Origin of the sequence: Vibrio kasasachensis, from assembly GCF_050337565.1 — a bacterium.
GTDB lineage: Bacteria > Pseudomonadota > Gammaproteobacteria > Enterobacterales > Vibrionaceae > Vibrio > Vibrio kasasachensis.
Map to the genome: position 1 here is coordinate 11383 of NZ_JAKJTB010000030.1, position 22889 is coordinate 34271.

Genomic DNA, 22889 nt, shown 5'->3' on the forward strand with positions numbered 1-22889 from the left:
ATCAAATATCAGTCAATATTGACTAAATGTGTCACATTAATACAGCTTAATCAAATCAATATCACAATCCTATGCGAAATTAAGCAGAGGATCATTACATGAGTTTAGTTAGTGTGCCATTTGTAGGCACTGGAGCAGACACAGCACTGCATATCGTTGCCACTATTGTACTCGTTGGTACTCTTGCTGCAGCAGGATACGGGTTTTGGCGCTTTCACGAACTGCCCATTAATAAGGCACATAGCAAAGATCACCATCAAATCGGTTTAATCACAGCGTTAACTTGGATTGGCTTCATTTGGCATTGGGTTTGGGTAATCGCAGTTATTCTCGCCTTTGTTGATATGGAGAAAGCCATCATCAACTTCCGAGACACTTGGCGCCATACTCCAACTAGTGACAACAACCAAGAGGACTCTCTATGTTAGAAGGCTTAGCTATTTGGGCTCTTTTCATCTACCTGCTTCGGTTTGTAGGTATGCCGTGGAACAAATACACTAAATCTTTCGCCTATTTGGGCGGAACGGGATGGCTACTTTTTGTCTGGGTGGGATTAATTAACTACACGCCTATGGATCTATCTGGTGGTTCTGTCGTTCAATCCCCTCATATACAATTAAGACCTGACTCGGTAAGCGTAAAAGGGAAAGTAACCAAAATCCACATCAAACCGAACCAGAAGTTGACTAAAGGTCAGTTGATCTATGAGATAGATAACACAAAATACCAAATCATGCTGCGCCAAGCACAAGTCTCGCTAGATGCGGCAGAAGTTGCGCTTAAGGTGTCCATCCAAGATGTTGAAATTTCAAAAGCAAATTACCAATCTTTAAAACAAGATCTACAAACAAGTATGGCCCAACTCGCGACGGCACAAGCTGACTACAAACTGCAGTTAAATACGCTTTCTCGTTACCAAAAACAAAATCAAGTAGTTAAAAATACCATCACTGAAAGTGACATCGAAAAACAGCAGACCACAGCTGTGAAAGCAGAGTATTCAGTGACAACTATCGAATCACAAATAGCGACCAAACGAATAGAGTTGGAAAAAGCGAAACTTGCCATTAACAAAGCAAAACTAAATATTGAGAGTCAGCGAAGTGATAAGAACACCGCTGAACAAAATGTAGCTAAAGCTCAATGGGACTTAAACAGTACTAAGATCTATGCTCCTGTCGATGGTTTTGTAACTAACTTTATTCTTCGCGAAGGACAACGTGTATCTCTGGTCCCTCGACTACAAATGTACACTAATGAAAAGTACGTGCTAATGAGAGTTAACCATCAAGCCATGCGTAATGTAAAACCAGGTCAAGCTGCGGAATTCTCGTCTTCAATTTACCCCGGAAAAATCTTCTCCGCACAAGTTGAAGGTATAGTCGAAGCCACTGGTGAATCACAAAGCAATCTGCTTGGTCTTGACCCTTCAGTTCGAAGTACCACAGGCAAGAACCTACAAAATAAACACCACTTTGTAAGACTGAAAGTAAATGAACCTGATGGTTATGACATACCCGTAGGTTCTGTTGGTTTGGCTTGGGTAAGCGCAGAAAAACCAAGTAGTTTACTTGCTTTTTTAGATGTCATTCGAGGGATCATAATCAGAATGAAGTCACAGCTTTACTTCTTTTACTCTATATAGATTAAATGAACACAACTGAAATAGTTTTTAAAATTATCAATAGCATTTTCATGATAATTGCAAATTGCAATTGCAAATTGCTTCAAAGCTGCATAATTGAGACAGCACAGCACCGCAGAATGTGCATTTACATGCATGAAAAAAGTGGCACATAAAATGCTACCTATAGATTGACCCTTATTAAGCCGAGGGTCACCTAGCCAACTGACGTTGTTAGTGAACCCTATTTGTTCACGATTAATATAGCCAATCACATCATTGTGATTGGCTTTTTTTCTTTTATAATATGTAGAGATTTGTAGCTCAGTGGAAGCTAAGCAGGGACTAACGCGTATTGTTGCAAGTACTGATTGATGAACTCTCTATCCGCACTATAAAAATCATCTAGTGGAATACATTCTGGGCTTAACCAACTAAATTCCTGCGCAGACTGTAGGTCACCCAAATTTGGCTCCACTCCAGTCCCAGCCCGAAAAATAACAAAATAAATACGTCCGCCTATCTCATTCTCTTTCGTGTAAGTAGCAGCATGGGACAATCCACTCAAGCCTGTCTCTTCCATCAGCGCCCTAATGGCAGCATCCGTTCCTGTTTCGCCAAGCTTAACCTTCCCTCCAGGAAACTCAAGAACCGTTCCTTTATCAGCGCGGTGGCACTTCTGGAGCAACACTTTACCTTGCTTAACCACCACGGCCATTGCCAAATGTTTCACTCAATTCTCCTTTGTTTCTTTCAATCGCATCTCGCCAGGAGTACTTATTATGTCCTTTAAGGCTTTATATCGTAGACACGATGACTTAGATAGTTCGACTTGTGTATGTTAGGCAATCAAAGTCAATAATACCCGTACATAGATAGCAAATTGACGAAATAAAATGCCACTTTCAGGCATTTTATCCATTTATAATTTAACTCAAGCGTCGGAAACTAGATAAATAATTTATTTTGATACAAAAAATAAATTCCTGTACTCAAATATAAGAAAAACCCAATCATGAATATAACAGCGTCAACAATATTGTTACTCAATGATATGTTGAATTTCTATCTTTAATATCGTTGTTCTTTGGAACAGTTTCCATTTACCAAAAGATACGATTTGTATGCTTGTCAATGTTAAATTAGCTAAGTTCTGCTTTTGTTCTAACCTGTCGAAAAGCCTGTATGCCACTTAAACAAATCAAACTATAACAAAGTAACTCAATCCCTTCTTCTACGATATTTTTGACTTCTCTAACATAATATTCGTTCATAACATCCTGCCAAAACGCCCCCATTCCATAGATGCGCGAAAACACGAGCAACAATACAACCCAAGCGATCATTTGTTTAACGGCATGAATCCGCAATAAAACTGCAAGTTGGTTCAACGTTTCTACCCCACCCTAGATGCATATGCAAGCGCAACTGTGGTGACCATTAAAGCGGGAAACAGCCAAAAACCATGGAATACCGTATCCAACCAATGATCGAGTTCACGAATGGTTAAGACGGAAAAAAATCCAACAATAAGAATTGTGGCATGACGAATGTGAGGAAACTTGTTTGCGAGCCTTAAAAACATAAGTGTTGTAATAATCAATAGTACAACTTGAACAATTTCCGTCACGGACGCTTCGCCGATGGTTGAGCCGTAATAGATAACATCGATACGAATACAAGCATTCACACACAGGCTAATTAATAGAATGGCTAATATATGTCGACTACAACTAATATAGGTACGCTTAGCCTCTTCCGAAATACCATCGAGATATCGCGCAAAACGTCTCTTAGTAGTACCAGACTTCATCGTGATTACCTAACTTATAAAGGTATGGTCTGCCCATGTGGGCAAACATGATATAAATTTCATAGTTTAATGCTAGACCAATATTTATCGGTTTGCTGACGTATACTGTAACTCGGATACCTGAGTATTTTGTTGCTTTGAAAGTGCCTCCAAGTCCTAGTTAAGTAGTAGTTTTCTTGATTATTTAATAATGCCATTACTAATAACATTGCTTGAAATCAATAAGCGTCAATAATGTTACGGCTCCACCCATCCCATAAATTAGATGTTACTAACCTACTATTCTGTAATTTTAATTTCGTTGCATTAAAATATTTGATTACAGCCTCACTACCTTCAGTAAAATCACTATTTTGCTAATACTTTTATACAACCTTTATACATAAAATAATCAATATCGATTTTGATAATGATAACGATTTACAGCTTAATGCCTAATTTACCGACTCAACAGCATGAAACACTATTCATTCATCGCTTGACAAGCACTTATCCCGATTAAATAGCGCGGTATAGAATAGCAATACTCGAAATGGGCGTACTTTCTTCGTATTACGCCAATTGTTTGACTTAGATAAAATCTGTCGCGAAATATTCTCAATTACCAATTAACAGAGCGAACTGATTTCGCTTTTCAGGGAAGATAATTTAATGAAGATAAGTATATTCGGAATGGGCTATGTTGGCGCAGTATGTTCTGCTTGTATGGCAAAGCGCGGCAATGACATTATCGGTGTTGATGTTTCCCAGGAAAAAGTTGCCATGATTGGCAGCGGTAAATCCCCAATCGTCGAGGAAGGGCTTAACGAGTTGTTAAGTGAAGGTGTTAAGCGCAACTTAATCACAGCTACTTCCAATTATCGCGAAGCTGTTATCAACAGCGACATCTCTATGGTTTGTGTTCCTACCCCTAGTCTAAAAAATGGCAACCTCAATACTGATTACATCAAAGAGGTTTGTAAGGAAATTGGCTCTGTAATCAAAGACAAAGACTCTCGTCATACTGTCATTATTCGTAGCACAGTCTTACCGGGTACCGTTGCCGACGTCGTAATCCCAACACTTGAGAAATACTCAGGCAAAGTCGCGGGTGAAGATTTCGGTGTAGGCGTGAACCCTGAATTTCTTCGCGAAAGCACGGCTATCTACGATTACGACAACCCACCAATGACTGTAGTTGGTGCTTTAGATGAAACGACAGGTCAAGTTCTTGAACAACTTTATAGTGATCTAGACGCGCCATTTATCTGTGAAGATATTGCCGTCGCTGAAATGATCAAATACAGCTGTAACGTTTGGCACGCTCTGAAAGTTAGCTTTGCAAATGAAATTGGCAGCATTGCCAAGTCGGTCAATGTTGACGGAAGACGCGTAATGAAAGTTGTTTGTGAAGACAAAAAACTGAACTTATCTAGCTACTACATGAAACCTGGATTTGCATTTGGCGGTTCTTGTCTTCCAAAAGATGTGCGTGCATTGAGCTACCGCGCGAAGCAAATGGATCTACAAACACCTGTAATCTCTTCAATTATGCAAAGTAACGATGAGCATATTGAACGTGCTTTTAACATGGTTGAAGATGCAAAAGTACGCAAAGTTGCGATGTTGGGACTTAGCTTCAAAGCGGGCACCGATGATTTACGTGAAAGCCCATTTGTTATTCTTGCAGAAAAACTTATCGGTAAAGGTTACGACTTATCGATTTTAGATAGAAATGTAAAATATGCTTCTGTTCATGGGTCTAACAAAGAGTACATCAACAATCATATTCCACACATTTCTTCACTGTTAGAAGATTCACCAGTGCAAGCGATTCAAGACGCTGAGCTCGTATTGATTTGTAACGGCGATGAAAGCTACAAGTCTATCCTTGGTGACCTTCCGCATAGTACTAAAGTTATCGATCTACACGGTCTTATTGCAGATACATCAGATACACAACAACAAGGAATCTGTTGGTAGTATTCAGATGAAGACAATCAAAGATCTCACAGGCTGGCTATTTCTATTTTGTTTCATCTTGGGGCTAGCCAGCCTCATGCCGCAGTCAGTTTTTAGTTCCGACCACCAAGACTTCATCTTAATCATCGGTGCGATTGGTATCTGGCGTTATAGCATTGGTTTCATTCACTTCATTCGTGGATGGATCTTCTTGTTTCTTGTTTTCCCTTTTCAAAGAAAACGAGCAGTAAAAGCGCTATCTGGTCAGCCTCCTTCTCATATCTATTTGATGGTAACGAGCTTTCGTATTGATGCGATAACAACCGCCAAAGTCTATCGTTCGATTATCGAAGAAGCGATTGTATCAAAGTACCCTACAACGATTGTTGCCTCTATCGTAGAGCAATGTGACGAACAGATAATGGCGGCTCTCTGGGAGGAATTATCACCACCAGAAGACCGTGTGTCATTACGAATGGTTCGGATACCGGGAACTGGTAAACGCGATGGTCTAGCCCATGGATTCAGAGCTATTTCTCGTGACATACCTGATGAGACTGCACTTGTTGCCGTTGTTGATGGAGACACAATATTACAACCAGGTTGCGTCGCTAAGTCCATTGGCTATTTCTCTCTCTATCCTAACGTAGGCGCACTGACTACTAATGAAGTCTGTGAAGTTGAGGGATCATATTGGATGAGCCAGTGGCACAAATTGCGTTTTGCGCAACGCCACATCTCTATGTGCTCAATGGCCTTATCCAAGCGAGTACTGACGATGACCGGACGTATGTCTATGTTTCGAGCTAGCGTCGTGACTTCGCATCACTTTATCGATGACGTAGAAAACGACCACCTCAAACATTGGCGCTTAGGTACATTTAAGTTCTTAACCGGTGACGATAAATCAAGCTGGTTTAGCATGATGAAGCAAGGATGGGACACCTTCTATGTACCTGATGCCATCATAGAGACCGTCGAGCATCCGCCAAATAAAAGTTTCTTTAAATCAGCTAAACAACTTATGTTCCGCTGGTATGGCAACAACTTAAGGCAAAACGCTCGAGCGACCTCTTTGGGTGCCAGACGTCTAGGCTTCTTCACCTATTACGTTATATGGGATCAGCGGATTTCAATGTGGACTAGCATTTTGGGGCTATCAGCTGCAACTTATGCCGCGTTCAAATACCACATCGGCTATTTGGTGGTCTATATCCTTTGGATATCAATTACCCGTACGTTCATTACGCTTCTGCTACTGACTTCGGGGCATAAAATCGGACCAACTTATCCATTAATGCTCTACTTCAATCAGATCTTTGGCGCACTGATAAAGATCTACGTTGTGTTCCGATTGAATCGCCAATCATGGACCCGACAGAAAACGACGCTCACGCAAGTTGACGCCTCTTTTCAAGCACGTTTTACCAAATGGTCTACCCGAATAGCGACATTCTCAGCTGTTAGCATATTTGCAGCAGTCATCGTCACTCTCGTGTAACTCACACAATAAATAACCAATATTTAACGGACAATCTCTTTAGGAATTTAACATGGCAGTTGATCAACCGGCACTAGTTCACGAAACAGAAGTTCAGCGCAGACACGCGCGCGTAAAAATTCCGGCTTCTATTGTTCTAGACAATAGCAACAACAAATCTTTTGAGTTAGACAACCTTTCATCAAGTGGCTTCGGTATCAATGATCAAGAAGCTGATTTCCTACCAAACCAGATTTATTCTGGTCGTTTAGGCTTCGACTTTCTTGACTTCAGCTTCAATGTTCCTGTGCGCTTTACTGTCGTTAATGACCCAGGTAACGGTCGTATTGGGTGTGAATTTCAAGATCTTGGTCGACAAGAAATTTCAACAATTCGTCTTATTATTACCAAGTATCTTTCTGGAGAAGTCATCCAAGCAGGTGACCTTCTATCTACCATAAACCGGGAGAACTTTGCTAAACCGCGTAAAAGCTCAGTTCAAGCGCCACTCTCTGGATTTGGTAAATTCAAAGGTATCTTCGGGACCGCACTATTTTTCTGTGTTGGTTTGACCGCCTTTAGCTATCTAGTTACCAACATTTATAATGTTTATTGGGTGGAAAATTCCACTTCAGCTAGTGTGACTCTACCTCATGACAACCTCTACACCCCGCGCGAAGGACGTGTATTTAGCCAGGTAAACGAAGGCGACAACGTTAAAGTTGGTGACACCGTCGCTACGATAGAATCCCCACTTTACGATCTAATGGAACCTACTCTTCTACGCTCAGACTTTAATACTGAACGCCTACAAGAAATATTGAAGAAAAAAATGATCATTGAAATCACAAGCCCTTGTGATTGCCGTGTGTTTAAAAGGCTTTTCACTAATGGACAGTTTGTTGGTAAATCAAATCCTATTTTCGGACTTGCTCCGATTGATGCAGCCCCTGTTATCAAAGCAAGCTTTCCATACACAAGTGTAAGTAAAGTAGACCTTGGACAAACCCTAGACTACTCACTTGCCGGAAGCTCCGATATCTTACAAGGCACCGTAAACAACATCGAGATGTTCACCAATGATACTGGTTCAGGCTTCGTAACAGTCGACATTACTCCTGAAACTACTATCGAAGATATGCGCTTGAACCAACCAGTAAAAGTCAGCACTCACCAATTTCGTTTTAATCCGTTTGTGAACAAGCTAGCTTCAAAAACTGGAGAATAACTATGTCTTTGCGTTTGGCTACCACAATACTGTGTGTCTCCTTAATTACTGGGTGTGTTATTGATGATGTCAATAACGCCCAACACCTTTATAAACAAGGTGAAAAGGAACAAGCTCAGCTTGCTCTTTCTCGCCTTGCTGATGAAGGTTACTTTGAGGCTAAGCTCGCGTTAGCTCGTCTATATTCCGATCCAAATGAAGCGAGTTACGATCCAGAGAAGGCTATAGAACTATATCGTTCGCTAAGCGACATATATCCAAATATAGATCAAGCTCTTCTGAGATTAGAAATGGCAAACGCAAGTGATGAAGATCTCCATGTTCAGCATCAGCGTCTATGGGAGCACCAACGGATCAATAACAATGCGTTGCCTTTGCTTGTATCTTTTTATCGTAGCAACTATTTAATCTTTGACGCTAATGACTTGGTACCAGAAATTACCTCGTTAATTGAGAATGATGAAACTAGGCTAGCTTTACGTTATACAACAAGACTTGGCAACGTTTCACAACTCTACCCTCCACTCTTGGAATTCTGTGAAAGAGAACAAAGTACAAATGCTGAAAATTGCGCCAAACTAGCCCTGCTTCAGGCTATGCACACCAATGATACGCAACTATTGTCTGAGTTTTTGGGTGATCTAAATACGCAATACCAATCCAAAGAGCTTGGTGCTGACCAAATTGCCAGTATTGCATCCATATCCAAACATCGCCGTTATGGTGAGCCTAACTACCCTCTTTATATTTCTATCGCAAATATTGTTGGTACAAGTCATCCTACTCTTTGGTATGACGCAGCTCGTGTTGAATATAATTCAATACAAAATGATTCCAACCGAATAAATCAACTTATTCTAGAAGCGAATACCCTAGCAGAAAACCATTTTTTACCCGCCTATATTTTTTTGGGGAATGTGTATAAAAATGGAAAAGGTGTTCCACAAAACAACGAACTAGCGGTTCAATATTGGAAGCAAGCTCAAGCAATACCAGAAGTCCAACGCCTTATTGGAGAGATGTATGTATCTGGCGCTTTAGGTAACGATAAACTCCAAGAAGGTGTTGACTGGCTTTTAAAAGCAGCCCGAAATGACGAACATCTCGCTTATTTAGAGCTAGCAAACGTATTCAAAAATGGTAACGGTATAATACCAAACGAAAAATACACCATCGTCTTCTCAGCTCTATATGCCGAATTTTCCGAAATTGTGGAAAATCATTCCACGTATACGATCACACCAGAACTAAAAACATTGATTAACGCTGAGCGCGCAGCTCGAAACGCCGCGCTCTCAGGTGTCAAAAAGGATATGACACCATGAGAAAACTAACCATTGCACTTGCACTGAGTGCAACTTCATTTGCAACAGCGGCGGAATACCGCCACTCTGTTCGTATGGTTGCCGACTCACAAACAACCAACACAAATAGTACACAAAAAGATAAAAATGCATTCAGTGCGGAGTATAGAGGTCGACTTAAGCACACACTGTCACCATCAAATCAACTTTATATGGATGGCAGAGTACTCTTCACAAATGACTCGGTTGCATACAATGCTTTCGACGATAGTACTTCCTTGCAAAGTACTGACAGCAGTGATCATGTCATCTTCCGTTTAAACGAGTTTTGGTGGCAATATGAACTTCTTAATTCTTTTGAACACAATGCAATAAGCGTCGGTTTAAAACGCATAAAACTCTCTCCTCATTGGATCGATGATGAAATTGAGTCTATCTCTTGGCAGTTAGAAACAACCAAAATGGATCTGCAATTAGGTGTTGGTGAAAAGCTATCAACCTACAACACAACAACGTCAATAAACGAAGAAAACGAAGGTAAACTCTTTGTCTGGACAGAAATTATAAGTGATTGGAAACCTTACCACCACTGGACAATTAGAGCACTTTACAGCAACCAACATAGCGATCTTGAACAAGCAGACGTAACATCGCTATATGCGAATGTTTTAGAAGGTGAATTATGGTGGATTGGAGCTGGCGTTGCACACAACTGGCAATCCATAGAAGACCCAACCAGTGCATTCGGATATAGCTTTGAAGCCATTAATTTATTTGGTAATGGTAAGCTCATCTCACAACAGAATTCAACCTGGGAGGACCGCTCAATCTCTGCTTTTGCATTGCTAGGAGGGGTTCACATGAAGCTGACTCAAGACCCGTTTTATCTAGGCGCAACATTTGCTTATGGTGAAGGGTCATCAGATGGAAAAAGCACCTTTTTCCAATCAGGTCTTGAATCAAACAAGAACACCTATGCCGGTAGCAGGGATGCTCTATATCAATTCAACTACGCATTTGATGCCGATCTATCAAATCTAATGACAGGCTCAATTTTCTCTTCTTATGAATTTAATGAAAGCTGGAGCTTAACTGGTGCCATTTCTCATTATCAAAGAGCAGACACCTCTGCCCCTATAGCGAGAAAGCAACGCTGGCTACCTTTGGAAGACGGACAAAAGACTCTAGGTACAGGCTTAGATCTTGAAGCGACCTACAGGGACAACAATTTATTCTCTTCTTCATTGAAAGGGCGGCTTCGCCTTAGAGCTTCTCATTTTTTAGTCGACGATAATATCCCGAATTTCCAAGATGAAACTCGTCTCCGTGCAGATCTAACTATAGAGCTATAGGTAACAAAATTTTGAGAATTTTATCACTAATTATAATCAATTTGCTTAGCGTTAGTTCATCAATTGCTAGCGATAAGCATACATACGTTGTAGAGCCTGTATCGGTGCAACCTTTTAGCGCGCCAGCACTACCAGATCTATCCATGTTTAATGAAGCGTACTTCTATGACAAGCTATCACTTTGGTCAACGCGCGCCAAGGTTTCTTTGGAGCGCTTACCAGAGCAACAACTAATTCGTCGCTTCCAATTAATTTCAGATATGGCTACGCAAGCTAAAGCTCAAGGCGGACTTCCCAAAATCATCGTTGTTCAAGATGGGTTGGCGACACTATCGGATATTTCTAAATCCTTGCCTGAAGCATTAGTCAAAGTTGAAGGTTCAAAAAACACTTATCTCGCACGTTACCCTATTGTAGTAAGAGGAGATGCAGCACTCCTAATTGGTAAGGGCGAAGAATTGCGGCTTTCAGAAGAAAAACGTTCATTCCTTGCTGGCGGAGGCGAATTTTTCATCTTATCTGGAGCGCTAAAGTCTTGGAGAGAATCAGAAAATACTCCCTCTTATTGGACAGGTGATAGAGACTCCTATCGCGCATTCTATAGCGCATGGAATGGTTCACGGACTTACTTCTACGATTCGACATTTGAAAGCTTGGGCTACTTTAAAACTAAGTCATATGGAGTTTCGTTAACATCTCAAAAAATTCAAGAAAAAGACCTAGCCCAAATGCCTTGGATTGACAAGAGTCGATCAACCGGTGTTTTAATGGGTAACAAATTCATTGATATATACTATGGTTTCTATTGCTACAAAGCCGAAGATGTCGTAATCATAGATAATGAGTATATTAAAAATATCGTTTACGGAATAGACCCTCATGATATATCTGAGCGACTTGTAATAGCTAAAAATAAAACATGGGGCACTATACAGAAGCATGGGATAATTATTTCACGCGAAGTAAACAATAGTTTCATCTTTGAAAACATCAGCTACGACAATAATCGTTCTGGGATAATGCTTGACCGTTCTTCGATAAATAACATCGTTGCAAAAAACACGGCATTTAATAATGGCGGTGACGGTTTAACAATACAAGAAAGCAACGATAACATTATTTGGAACAACCTATTTTACGACAACCGTGAGCATGGTATTAATGTACGAAATAGCCAGAACATTCACGCTATCGACAATGATCTAATTGCGAATGGAGGGTCGGGATTATACGCTCACATCGATGATCTTAAAGAGCATACGCATCGAGATCTTGAGCTAGACCCTTTCGAAACTAAAATTTCGCTTTATGCCATTGGTGGCAAAATAGTCGCCAATGCAACTGGGGCAATTAGCATGTCTAATTTTGAATACGCCACTATTGGAGAGGTTGCCTTTAGTGATAATGGCGCATTCTCAAATCGACCGTATCAAGGTGAATTAAAACCATTTCAATATCAGATCGATTCTGCGATTAGAAATGGTCAATCATTGATGATTCATAAATCTAATACAAAGATACAGGAGTAATAAATGGTTTTCTCTTCTTCCATTTTCCTGTTTCTATTTTTACCCATTTTTTTAGGTATTTATTATCTAACACCTTTCAAATTCAGATCCTGGGTAATATTGCTTGGAAGCTATAGCTTCTATGCATGGTGGCGAGTAGATTTCTTATTACTATTTATTGCGGTGACACTTTGGAATTATGTGTTAGCACAATTTATAGCGAAGGCATTGGTTTCGGGATGCGGAAAGTCCGCAAAACGATGGTTAATCATCGCGGTGTTCGGGAACCTATCTACTCTTGCTTATTTCAAGTACGCAGATTTCGGTATTAACAGCCTAAACTCTTTGCTGAACTCAATAGACGCCGCACCGCTACCGCTAGCGAACGTAATACTACCTATTGGTATATCGTTTTATATTTTCCAAGCAATAAGCTACGTGATTGATGTTTACAGAAAAGACGTACCTGTTACGGAGCGTCTGGTCGACTTCGCAGCATTTATCGCCCTTTTCCCTCAGCTTATTGCGGGACCGGTTCTTAGATATAAAGACATAGCAGATCAGTTTTCGAGCCGTGAGCACAACTTCAAGATTTTCAGTGAAGGCGTGCTGCTGTTTATGATTGGCTTCGCAAAGAAAGTCCTTATCGCGGATTCAGTTTCGTCTCTAGCTGACGCAGGCTTTGCATTATCTGAACCTTCTTTTATCGATGCTTGGCTCAGCGCCCTAGCCTACTCAATTCAGCTCTACTTCGATTTTTCTGGCTATAGCGATATGGCTTGCGGGTTAGGTTTGATGATGGGTTTCCGCTTCGTACAAAACTTTAACAAACCTTACGTCAGTTTAAGCATTACCGAATTCTGGCGACGCTGGCATATTAGTTTGTCTACTTGGTTGCGCGACTATTTGTATATTCCGCTGGGTGGCAGTAGAGGTGGTAGCTTGCTGACCTACCGTAACTTATTACTAACAATGCTTTTAGGCGGTTTATGGCACGGTGCAAACTGGACATTTGTATTCTGGGGCGCATTGCACGGCACCGCACTTGCCATTGAACGTTTAACTGGCTGGGCTACATCAACAAACAAGCTCCTACTTCGTTATAGCGTCACTATGCTAATTGTAATCGTAGGATGGATTTCATTTCGTGCAGAAAACATGAGCCAGGCTCTTGGTTACTACCAAGTAATGTTTGATTTAACTCAGTTAAGCTCAATTAGCTTACAACTGGAGATGTCCGCAAGGTCATTGTTTTTCCTCATAATAGGGGTTGCTTATATTCTTTGGGAAAACATAGATCAAAGAGGGAAAAACTTCCGATTACCAGTTTTGCAACCATTGAAACCAATCTTGATAGCCGGGCTATTCGGGCTAGCTATTAGTAAGCTGATTGCGTCAGCGTATTCTCCATTTCTCTACTTTCAATTTTGAGGCTAGATGATGAACAACATATCTTCATATATTACATCGCTGGTTTTTATATTATTTATTGGGCTCGTTGGGGCAGCTAATATTTATTCATTACCTAAACAAGCAGTTGAAGGAAATAGCTTCAATGGCGAACGAACACGTTTATTTGAAAGTCGCTATGATGAAAATGCAGTACTTGTAGATTGGTCGAAAAACTTCTGGGGCATGCTCGACTACGTCCTTCTCGATGAGGGATTAAAAGGGGTGATTGTAGGAAAAAATGGTTGGCTCTTTAGCAGCGAAGAATTCTATTCACCGACACAATCGAGTATCGATAGCAATATTCATTTTGTTAAAGAGACATTGGATAGTTTAAGCAACAATAACATCAATTTGAAGGTTGTTCTTATCCCAGAGAAAGCTGAAGTATATAGTAATTTTGCGCCTGATCAGCAAAATAGAGGGGAGACATTACGTCTTCAAGTCACTAAGCAACTCGATAATATTGGCATTGAATACCTCGATCTATTTCCTGTCTTCATGAACAACCAACAGAATTCGCTACTCTTTCTAAAAACCGATACTCATTGGTCACCTGATGGAGCCCGAATCGCAGCAACCGCTGTCGCAAGTACTTTAATACCCAATGGTGAGGAAACATTCACATCTCAACTAGTTAAAGAAACTGTAATGCGTGGAGACTTATTAAACTTTGTTCCAGTCGCTCCCCATTTTAGCAAACTAGGTCCGAAACCCGATAGGCTATCGCTCTATACAACCAATCTAGTATCGGATGATGTTGATGATCTGTTTAGTGACATGCCTTTACCTGAGTTACTACTCGTTGGGACTAGCTATAGTGCAAATCCTAACTGGAACTTTTCTGGATTTATAAAGGAAGCAACTAGCCAAGACCTCATCGATATGTCCTCAGAGGGTGAAGGTCCATTCATACCGATGAAAACAGTTCTCGATGATCCATCATTTATGGATGGAAGTATCCGCACTATCTTGTGGGAGATCCCCGTCCGATATTTTGAGTCAGAACAATTCAACATAAATAAACAAGGAGAGAACTCGTGAAATTACTAACTATTCTTTATTTTTTGTTCGCCATGCTAGCGCTTCCTTCACAAGCAAACGACGCTGCGCTTTATGACCCTAAACCTAATAAAGATTCAAGCTTCGTTCGCTTTTTAAATGTTTCGGGAACAGCTAAGTCATTGCTTATAAATGGAAAAAAAACAAATGCTACAATGCCTTTAAGTGTTTCTTCCTATATAGCATTAGATAGTGGGACCTATAACTTCACAATCGAGTCAATCAGCAAAGAAATCACTTTTGACAGCAATAAGAAGCTGACTATTTTTATAGATGACAATAGCATTAGGTCCGTAATTCAAGATAAAGCCAACACCAAGAAAAAAGCCAATATTTCATTTTTCAATCTATCTAACATAGATCTTAGTCTAACAACAACCAAATCAAATAAGACTGTATTCGAAAATGTACAAGCTAATGAAATATCGACTCGAAACATTAACCCAATGAAACTAGATTTCAGCATAAAAAATAATGGTGAAACTATAGCAAGCACTCCATTAATATCACTAAAACGTGGACAAGCTAGCGATATCATAGTTTTTAACACCGTATTAGGAAACAAAATTACTATTTCAGAGTCAGAGTGGTAACGATGAAGACAAACATATTCACACTGCTGTTTATATTATTCAGTGGATCTGTTGCAGCAACACCAAACTATACGATTTCACCTGTATTAGAGCTCTGTAAAGCGACGCAATCACAAACTAACTTTACTAGCGAAGATACTAAGTACATGTATCCGCTCATTCTCAATGATGATGGTTGGATGATTGGTGGAAATAGAGAACTTTCAACTGAATTTACCCCAGAAAGTATCGCTAACTTCAAAAGGTTTATCCAAACTGTTGAAAAGCGTTTAAACGCGACGGTAGTGATCGCACTAGCTCCTCCAAGAACACTTGAAGGGGATAAATGGAAAAATGGTGAATTCTCGTCTAAACAAGCTCTACAAGCACATTATGACAACATTTTAACAATGTATCGTTCAGCTGGGCTACACGTACCCGACTTATCAAGAAACATGGATACAGTTAAACCCAGCTACTATTTTAAACGCGATATACACTGGCGACCTGAAGGCGCAAGCCACGCAGCAAATACAATCGCGAAATATCTAGACGATAACGGGCTAGTCGACCATATACCTCAAATCGAAGCGGGGTTTTTAACGACAAATAAAGGGAATAGACAGCTGAATCGGTCTACGTTTAATACCACATTGAAAACACTGTGTGGTTATTCATTCATAGATGAATCTACTACGATCTATGAGACTACCCCCTCCGTCGAGGAAGACTTATTTTCCAGCAACGATCCTGAAATTTATATGATAGGCACGAGCTTTTCCAAAGTTGAAACTTTTCACTTCGAAGGATTTTTAAAACAATCTCTTCAACGACATGTTGCTAACCTTGCGCTGAGTGGTGGCGGTGAATTTGGAGCATGGTTGGAGTTATTTGAAAACCTAGACGATGATACAAGCTCACACAAAATTATTATTTGGGAGCTGCTTTCTTACTACAACCCATCAAAGTACGCCAACCTTCAACACTTAATCCCTATGGTTAATAATGGTTGTAAGTCAGCAGATCCTTTAACTGTCTTTTCTGGTTCTTTACAAAATGGTCAAAAGAAAGAGTTAATTTTCGACCCTAAACTTTTTGACTATTACCCCTCGCAACTTATTGTCGATCTGGATACCGGAGTATTCGATACAACTAGTCTTAAATTGCGTGTGTGGTTTGACTCAGGCAAGAAGATCAACCTTAACTTAAATGCAACCAGAAACCGCCACAAAGACGGTAGGTATGTATTCGAATTGGGTGACATTAATACCGATAAATTGGGCAAAGTTCTTGCTATTGACGTCATTGACTCTTCTGCAAAGTCAGGGGAAATAAGCCAGATTGAAGGCTCTGTTTGCCTTAGCAACGAGTGGGATGCATGATGCGATTAATAGTACATTTCACAGTAATATTCGCTTTAAGCGCAATCCTGACCCCTGCGGTTAGCCTAGCTAACGTAGTACTGGATCCACAACAGTACACTGTAAATAAGGTTGTTAATAGTAGCCAAGGTTCTAACTGTACTCTGCATCCCCCTTTTACAAAAGATCTGGTATTTATCAGCAAATACAGTAAAAGTGAAAAGAGCAAAAGCACGGTAGTTGAAAAACAAGCGCAGGAATACATTGATAGTACTAAAGCTATCAATGGCTTCGCTTCTTATCTCGCTAAACTCAGCGATAAACTGGTGAAATCGCCAGCCCCGGACGATTTGACTTGTTATTTGAGCAACATGACTAATTGGGCTATGAACAGTTCTCTATCTACCGGCGAAGTCAATTATGTCGGTAAGGCTGTCAAAAAATGGTCTTTGGCATCCATTGCTAGTTCTTACTTAAAAGTCTCTTTGAACTATTCTAACTCCATACCAGACACGACAGATAAACAGATAAAGGACTGGATCTCAACACTCGCCTACCAAGTCAAACATGACTATTCCGATAGAAAGCCAACGCAGATTAACAATCATGACTATTGGGCAGCATGGGCAGTTATAGCGTCAGCGGCTGTGCTCCACGACTCAGAACTTTATCAATGGGCTGAAGATGTTTTTGTCTATGCATCAGGTCAAATCGACAGCGAAGGCTTTCTACCTAATGAACTAAAACGAGAAACTCGTGCCGCAATGTACCATAACTATGCCATGCAACCTCTTGCGATGCTTGGGCTTTTCGTTTTTGAAAACAACCCTGATTTGTACGAACAACATCGCCCGAAAATCGAACTGTTGACGGAAAACCTTTTCCGTCATGCTCTTGGCGAAGCTATTTTTGAACAAAAAACCGGGCTAGTACAGGCTGATTCTGACATCACAATAAAGGGGCGCACTGCTTGGCTAACCCCCTACCTAACCTACTCGCCTTCTCAAGAAGCACAAATTAAAAAAGTAATGTCAATAACCTCCAATTTCCGCTCAACTCGACTAGGCGGCGATCTGGAATTTCTGTTTTTTGACTCTAACAATTAAACCATTAAGGGATTAATCATGGTTCCAGTAATTCTATCAGGTGGCAGTGGTTCACGGATGTGGCCTCTTTCACGTAAAGATTTTCCTAAACAGTTTCTAAGCTTAGTGAGCGAATACACTCTATTGCAAGATACGGTTTTGCGCTTACCTAAAGGCTCAGCAGAACAACCAATATTCATTTGTAGTGAAGACCACCGTTTTATTGTTAAAGATCAACTCGCTGATATTAACTGCAAACCGCGTTCTGTGCTGCTTGAACCAATGGGTAGAAATACCGCGCCGGCTGTCGCTCTCGCAGCATTGGAACTCGAGAGTATGGGACTTGGTGAAGAATTAATGCTTGTCTTGCCTGCCGATCATGTCATTCGCGACAAAGCGAGCTTCCATCGTGCGCTAGAGCAAGCTTCAAACGCTGCTTCTGAAGGGCAACTTGTATTATTTGGTATTGAACCGACGGGACCTGAGACTGGCTATGGTTACGTTAAAGCTGGTAAAACCTCTACGCACAATTCTTTTACGGTAGATAGCTTCGTCGAAAAACCTAACGTGACAACCGCAATGGAGTATCTTAAGTCAGGTAACTACTACTGGAATAGTGGCATGTTTCTCTTTAAGGCTAGTGTTGTTTTGAACGAGCTTAAAGCGCACTCTCCAGAAGTGATCGAATACTGTCGAACTGCGATTAACTCAAAGTATAAAGATCTCGATTTCTATCGAATAGACGACACCGTATTTAGCCGATGCCCGGATATTTCGATCGATTACGCTGTAATGGAAAAAACGCAAGATGCTGTCATTGTTCCTCTTGGAGCTGGGTGGAACGATGTCGGTAGTTGGTCCGCATTATGGGAAGAACGAGACGATATTCGAGACGAAGCTGGCAACGTTTACCAAGGTGATGTGATCGGAGAACACAATCAGGACTGTTTGGTTAAGTCCAATCACCGTCTAGTCAACGTTAACGGCTTAAAAGACACCATCGTAATTGAAACAAAAGACGCCGTCATGGTCTCACACAAAGACTACGTACAGGACGTGAAACACGTGGTTGAAAAGCTTAAGAGCAAATCTAGAATAGAAGGCAGTCATCATACCAAGAGTTACCGTCCTTGGGGGTTCAATGACAGCATCGACAACGGGAATCGCTATAAGGTTGTTAAGCTTACAATCAACCCAGGAGATAGCCTTTCTCTGCATCGTCATTATCACCGAGCGGAACACTGGATTGTGGTTAAAGGCAGTGCGGTTGTAACCGTGGATAGCAGTTCCTTCGTCATGACAGAAAATCAATCAACTTACATTCCTCCAGCAACCTATCACCGTTTAACCAATAACGGTCAAATACCGTTGGAGCTGATCGAAATCCAAACAGGGTCATATCTTGGCGACAACGACATCGAACGCGTTGAAGACCTTTACGGACGAAGCACTACAGAAAAGCACGATGCTGGACTAATGCAACCAATGCAGTTTTTACATTCAGTTAAGTAAGCGACGTAATAGGGATATGGGAATGAAACAACTCACATGCTTCAAAGCATATGACATTCGCGGAAAGTTAGGTGAATCACTCAATGAAGATATTGCATACCGGATAGGTCGAGCTTATGCCTTGCAACTATCTGCACGCAAAGTCGTGGTTGGTGGTGATATTCGACAATCAAGCAACGCGCTAAAAGCCGCATTGTCAAAAGGTCTTATTGATGGCGGTGCCGATGTAATTGATATTGGTATGGCAGGTACAGAAGAAGTTTATTTTGCCACACCATTCTTCAACGCTTGCGGCGGTATTGAAGTAACAGCATCGCACAACCCTATTGACTACAATGGGATGAAGCTTGTAGCTCAAGACAGCAAACCTATCAGTGGTGATACGGGTCTCAACGACATTAAGGTGTTAGCAGAGAACAACCAGTTCCCTATCGTAGAAAGCAAAGGAACCATCACACAACAATGCATTAAAGACGCTTTTGCTGAATTTTTACTTAAATTTGTTGATAGCAAAGCGCTTACTCCTAAAAAAATTGTCGTCAATCCGGGTAATGGTGCTGCAGGTCCTCTCCTTGATGTTATTGAGGCGGCTTTAAAAAAGGCAAATGCTCCGATCGAGTTCATTAAAGTGAACTATGAGCCAGATGGTACATTTCCCAACGGAATACCTAACCCATTACTACCGGAGAACCGTTCTGCCACCAGCGACGCGGTTTTAAAGCACAACGCCGATTTCGGTATTGCTTGGGACGGCGATTTTGACCGCTGCTTCTTGTTTGACGAAAAAGGTCAATTCATCGAGGGATACTATATTGTCGGTATGCTCGCTGAAGCATTTTTAGCGTCTAACCCCGGTAGCAAGATCATTCATGATCCTAGGCTCACTTGGAATACGATAGACGTTATAGAGTCCTGCGGCGGTATTCCTATCCAGTCGAAAACTGGTCACGCATTTATTAAAGAAAGAATGAGACTGGAAGATGCTATCTACGGTGGTGAGATGAGCGCACACCACTACTTCCGTGATTTCTATTACTGCGATAGTGGCATGATCCCATGGATACTGACATTGAACCTACTTTGTCGCAGCAAAACGACTCTCTCAGATTTGATTGATAGTCGAATTGAAACCTTCCCTGCATCTGGGGAGATAAATCTAACACTTGAAAACGCGCCTGAAAGACTAAAAGCGATTGCCGCACATTTCGAGAGTGATGGTTTTCAACTTGATCTTACCGATGGTGTTAGTGTGGATTTAGGCACGTGGCGTTTCAATCTCCGCACTTCCAACACTGAACCGTTAGTTAGACTCAATGTGGAAAGTAAAGGTGATGTACAACTAATGAGAGAAAAAACCAATTTGCTCATTGAAATGTTAAATGGTTCCTAAATGCTAATGATTAAAGCCATTAATCTGGCTATATAAGGCTGGGGGTGGTATTGCCTAACAGTTAGGCGATATCACCCACATTTGAACACTTAATCCACTAATAAATAGAATCACGATTCTCACAATGAAAAATACTTCGAAGCAAAAAATTCTATACATTGGAAAAGAGTCATTACAAAGCGCAGCATTTACCAAAGTTATTTGTAGTGAGCTCAACCTTGAGCAAATCAGCCAAGTTAACTTCATTGGAAATGAAAACAAGCCAACTCTTGTCCTTGTCGACCTTACCACCGACGTTAGCGAACTAAGTAGTTTAAAAATGCAGTTGGAAGAAAACCCAACACTTTGCATGGTTATTTTGCTCAATGTTCACGAAGAAACGGAATATAGTGCTTTTTTGTCTTGGCCATCAGTTGTTGGCACATTCAAGCCTTCAGACTCTTTGGAGTTTTTAGTCACTGGCATCAAAAGGATGATTCGGGGCGAAATTTGGGTATCTCGAGAACTAAGCACACAGTTGATCCACCATTTTCGTGGCTACCATGAACAAAAACGTTTGATTATTGGGGATCTAACTGCACGCCAAAAACAGATATTAAGGATGATACTAGAAGGTAATTCAAATAATGATATTGCCGTCTCCCTCGATATTAGCCCTATGACTGCCAAAACGCACATTTACAACATATATAAAAAAATCAATGTTAAGAATCGAGCACAAGCGACTCAATGGGCGAATAAATACTTACTTAATTGAGTAAGTAGACAACATCCTTCATCAGCATTCTCCTAGCGGATAGACATAACTATAAGCATAATTTTAGTGCTTATAGTTATTTCCATCGGGACGGCAATATAAAAATAAACAGTCGATTCAAGGTATGGCTGAATTATAAAAGAGAGCGCGCCACTAAAATAACTCAGAAATTGAGGATTATTATGCAATATTTTTTTCCACTAAAAACTGTCATTCAAGAATATCCTTGGGGAAGCTACTCCTCACTAAATGATTTGTTTGATATACCTAATCCGAACAATATGCCACAGGCTGAAGTTTGGATGGGAGCTCATTTAAATGGTTGTTCCACGATTACTCACAATGGCGTAGAAATATCTCTCAAATCATTCATAGATTCAGACATCGATAGCATATTGGGAGCCCAAACAAGTCATCTGTTTGGCGAACTCCCATTCCTCTTTAAAATTCTTTGTGCTGAGCAAGCTCTTTCAGTTCAAGTACACCCGAATAAGTCGCAAGCAGAGGATGGTTTTCAAAAAGAACACACCGCAGGCATCGCAATTACTGATAGCACGCGCAACTACAAGGATCCAAACCATAAACCAGAGCTTGTTTTTGCATTAACCCCCTACCAAGCAATGAACGGGTTTCGCGAATTTGCTGACATATTAGCCTTATTCCACCAGCTAAATATTGATGAGTTATCTCAAGTTATCAATCAGTTTGAAATCAACCTGACTGAAAGCGGCTTATGCCAATTATTTGAAACGTTATTGTCGTTAAACGGTAATTTGAAAACGATTTGTGTAGAAAAACTAATCGCCTACGCTGAACAACATAGCTCTGATGCGCTGTTCTCTCTCATTCTCAACCTAGCGAAACAATACCCCGGAGATATGGGATTATTCTCACCATTGTTGTTGAACACAATTACACTTGCACCCGGTGAAGCTATGTTTTTAGATGCTTGCACGCCTCATGCCTATATTAAAGGCTCCGCACTCGAAATCATGGCAAATTCTGACAACGTATTGCGAGCTGGTTTGACACAAAAACATATGGATGTCTCCGAACTAATAAGCTGTTTACGTTGTACTCCCCTGCGTAGTGACGAGCTTTTAATAACGCCACTTGCTCACGGTAATGCCAAGCATTATGACGTACCTGTACGTGATTTCTGCTTTAGTGTGTATACAACAACGCAAAATGAACCACTGCAAACAAACAGTGCTGAAATACTTTTAGCTATTGACGCACCACTAACCATTTCACACGTTAACGGTGAAACCAGAACCTTCGAAAAGGGCGAATCTGTGTTTATTCCTGCTTACGCTGAAAGTTATAGTGCAAGTTGCCAAGGGGCATTTGCTCGTGCCTATAATTCAGAGCACAGTATCTAGATTTTGATAAGCACAGCGGCTAATCGCCGCTGTGCTTAAATTACTCTGTGTTGATAACTTAACGTAGTA

Annotated in this window: 20 protein-coding genes; 17 read left to right on the forward strand and 3 right to left on the reverse strand. The window is 40.8% G+C overall.

What is annotated here, in order from left to right; translation table 11 throughout:
• Positions 1-98 precede the first annotated feature (98 nt).
• Together L4C38_RS20105 and L4C38_RS20110 are read left to right on the forward strand one after the other, a co-directional pair.
• Positions 99-428, forward strand: coding sequence for an MFS transporter (locus L4C38_RS20105; RefSeq protein ID WP_428799325.1), 330 nt, complete (start codon positions 99-101; stop codon positions 426-428).
• A complete protein-coding gene (locus tag L4C38_RS20110; protein WP_428799326.1) occupies positions 422-1645 on the forward strand; it encodes an HlyD family secretion protein in 1224 nt (407 codons plus the stop codon). The genes L4C38_RS20105 and L4C38_RS20110 overlap by 7 nt, the downstream gene beginning before the upstream one ends.
• 313 nt (positions 1646-1958) lie before the next feature.
• Here L4C38_RS20110 and L4C38_RS20115 read toward each other — a convergent pair whose 3' ends face one another.
• The 3 genes from L4C38_RS20115 to L4C38_RS20125 all read right to left on the reverse strand — a co-directional run bounded on the left by L4C38_RS20115 (position 1959) and on the right by L4C38_RS20125 (position 3437).
• A complete protein-coding gene (locus L4C38_RS20115; protein WP_428799327.1) occupies positions 1959-2357 on the reverse strand; it encodes an NUDIX hydrolase in 399 nt (132 codons plus the stop codon).
• Between the two features lie 409 nt (positions 2358-2766).
• The gene (locus L4C38_RS20120) at positions 2767-3015 is read right to left on the reverse strand and encodes a hypothetical protein (protein ID WP_428799328.1); all 249 of its coding nucleotides are present in this window, start codon (positions 3013-3015) and stop codon (positions 2767-2769) included.
• Positions 3016-3020: 5 nt separating this feature from the next.
• Positions 3021-3437 (reverse strand): hypothetical protein, encoded by a 417-nt coding sequence (locus L4C38_RS20125; RefSeq protein ID WP_428799329.1) that lies wholly within the window; start codon positions 3435-3437, stop codon positions 3021-3023.
• A 651-nt stretch (positions 3438-4088) separates the two neighbouring features.
• Here L4C38_RS20125 and L4C38_RS20130 point away from each other — a divergent pair.
• The 15 genes from L4C38_RS20130 (at position 4089) to manA (ending at position 22820) form a co-directional block, all read left to right on the forward strand.
• The gene (locus L4C38_RS20130) at positions 4089-5399 is read left to right on the forward strand and encodes a nucleotide sugar dehydrogenase (RefSeq protein ID WP_428799330.1); all 1311 of its coding nucleotides are present in this window, start codon (positions 4089-4091) and stop codon (positions 5397-5399) included.
• A 7-nt stretch (positions 5400-5406) separates the two neighbouring features.
• Positions 5407-6879 (forward strand): glycosyltransferase family 2 protein, encoded by a 1473-nt coding sequence (locus L4C38_RS20135; protein ID WP_428799331.1) that lies wholly within the window; start codon positions 5407-5409, stop codon positions 6877-6879.
• 52 nt (positions 6880-6931) lie between these two features.
• Entirely contained in the window at positions 6932-8086 is a 1155-nt protein-coding gene (locus tag L4C38_RS20140) for a PilZ domain-containing protein (protein ID WP_428799332.1), read from the forward strand.
• Between the two features lie 2 nt (positions 8087-8088).
• Positions 8089-9411, forward strand: a complete 1323-nt coding sequence (locus L4C38_RS20145; RefSeq protein ID WP_428799333.1) for an SEL1-like repeat protein — start codon at positions 8089-8091, stop codon at positions 9409-9411.
• Entirely contained in the window at positions 9408-10742 is a 1335-nt protein-coding gene (locus tag L4C38_RS20150) for an alginate export family protein (protein ID WP_428799334.1), read from the forward strand. Before L4C38_RS20145 ends, L4C38_RS20150 begins: the two co-directional genes overlap by 4 nt.
• A gap of 104 nt (positions 10743-10846) precedes the next feature.
• Positions 10847-12271, forward strand: coding sequence for a NosD domain-containing protein (locus tag L4C38_RS20155; protein ID WP_428799335.1), 1425 nt, complete (start codon positions 10847-10849; stop codon positions 12269-12271).
• 180 nt (positions 12272-12451) lie between these two features.
• Entirely contained in the window at positions 12452-13681 is a 1230-nt protein-coding gene (locus L4C38_RS20160) for an MBOAT family O-acyltransferase (RefSeq protein WP_428799336.1), read from the forward strand.
• 6 nt (positions 13682-13687) lie between these two features.
• Positions 13688-14743 (forward strand): alginate O-acetyltransferase AlgX-related protein, encoded by a 1056-nt coding sequence (locus L4C38_RS20165; protein ID WP_428799337.1) that lies wholly within the window; start codon positions 13688-13690, stop codon positions 14741-14743.
• The gene (locus tag L4C38_RS20170; RefSeq protein ID WP_428799338.1) at positions 14740-15354 is read left to right on the forward strand and encodes an alginate O-acetyltransferase AlgF; all 615 of its coding nucleotides are present in this window, start codon (positions 14740-14742) and stop codon (positions 15352-15354) included. Before L4C38_RS20165 ends, L4C38_RS20170 begins: the two co-directional genes overlap by 4 nt.
• 2 nt (positions 15355-15356) lie before the next feature.
• Positions 15357-16715, forward strand: coding sequence for an alginate O-acetyltransferase AlgX-related protein (locus L4C38_RS20175; protein WP_428799339.1), 1359 nt, complete (start codon positions 15357-15359; stop codon positions 16713-16715).
• Positions 16712-17800: an alginate lyase family protein gene (locus L4C38_RS20180; RefSeq protein ID WP_428799340.1), complete on the forward strand. Its 1089-nt coding sequence runs from the start codon at positions 16712-16714 to the stop codon at positions 17798-17800. Before L4C38_RS20175 ends, L4C38_RS20180 begins: the two co-directional genes overlap by 4 nt.
• 15 nt (positions 17801-17815) lie before the next feature.
• Positions 17816-19291 (forward strand): mannose-1-phosphate guanylyltransferase/mannose-6-phosphate isomerase, encoded by a 1476-nt coding sequence (locus tag L4C38_RS20185; protein WP_428799353.1) that lies wholly within the window; start codon positions 17816-17818, stop codon positions 19289-19291.
• A 22-nt stretch (positions 19292-19313) separates the two neighbouring features.
• On the forward strand, positions 19314-20681 hold the full coding sequence (locus tag L4C38_RS20190) for a phosphohexomutase domain-containing protein (RefSeq protein WP_428799341.1): 1368 nt from the start codon (positions 19314-19316) through the stop codon (positions 20679-20681).
• Positions 20682-20805: 124 nt separating this feature from the next.
• Positions 20806-21438 carry a LuxR C-terminal-related transcriptional regulator gene (locus tag L4C38_RS20195; RefSeq protein WP_428799342.1) on the forward strand — a complete coding sequence of 211 codons (633 nt, stop codon included), beginning with the start codon at positions 20806-20808 and terminating at the stop codon, positions 21436-21438.
• Between the two features lie 182 nt (positions 21439-21620).
• The gene (gene manA / locus L4C38_RS20200) at positions 21621-22820 is read left to right on the forward strand and encodes a mannose-6-phosphate isomerase, class I (RefSeq protein WP_428799343.1); all 1200 of its coding nucleotides are present in this window, start codon (positions 21621-21623) and stop codon (positions 22818-22820) included.
• Positions 22821-22889: the final 69 nt, after the last annotated feature.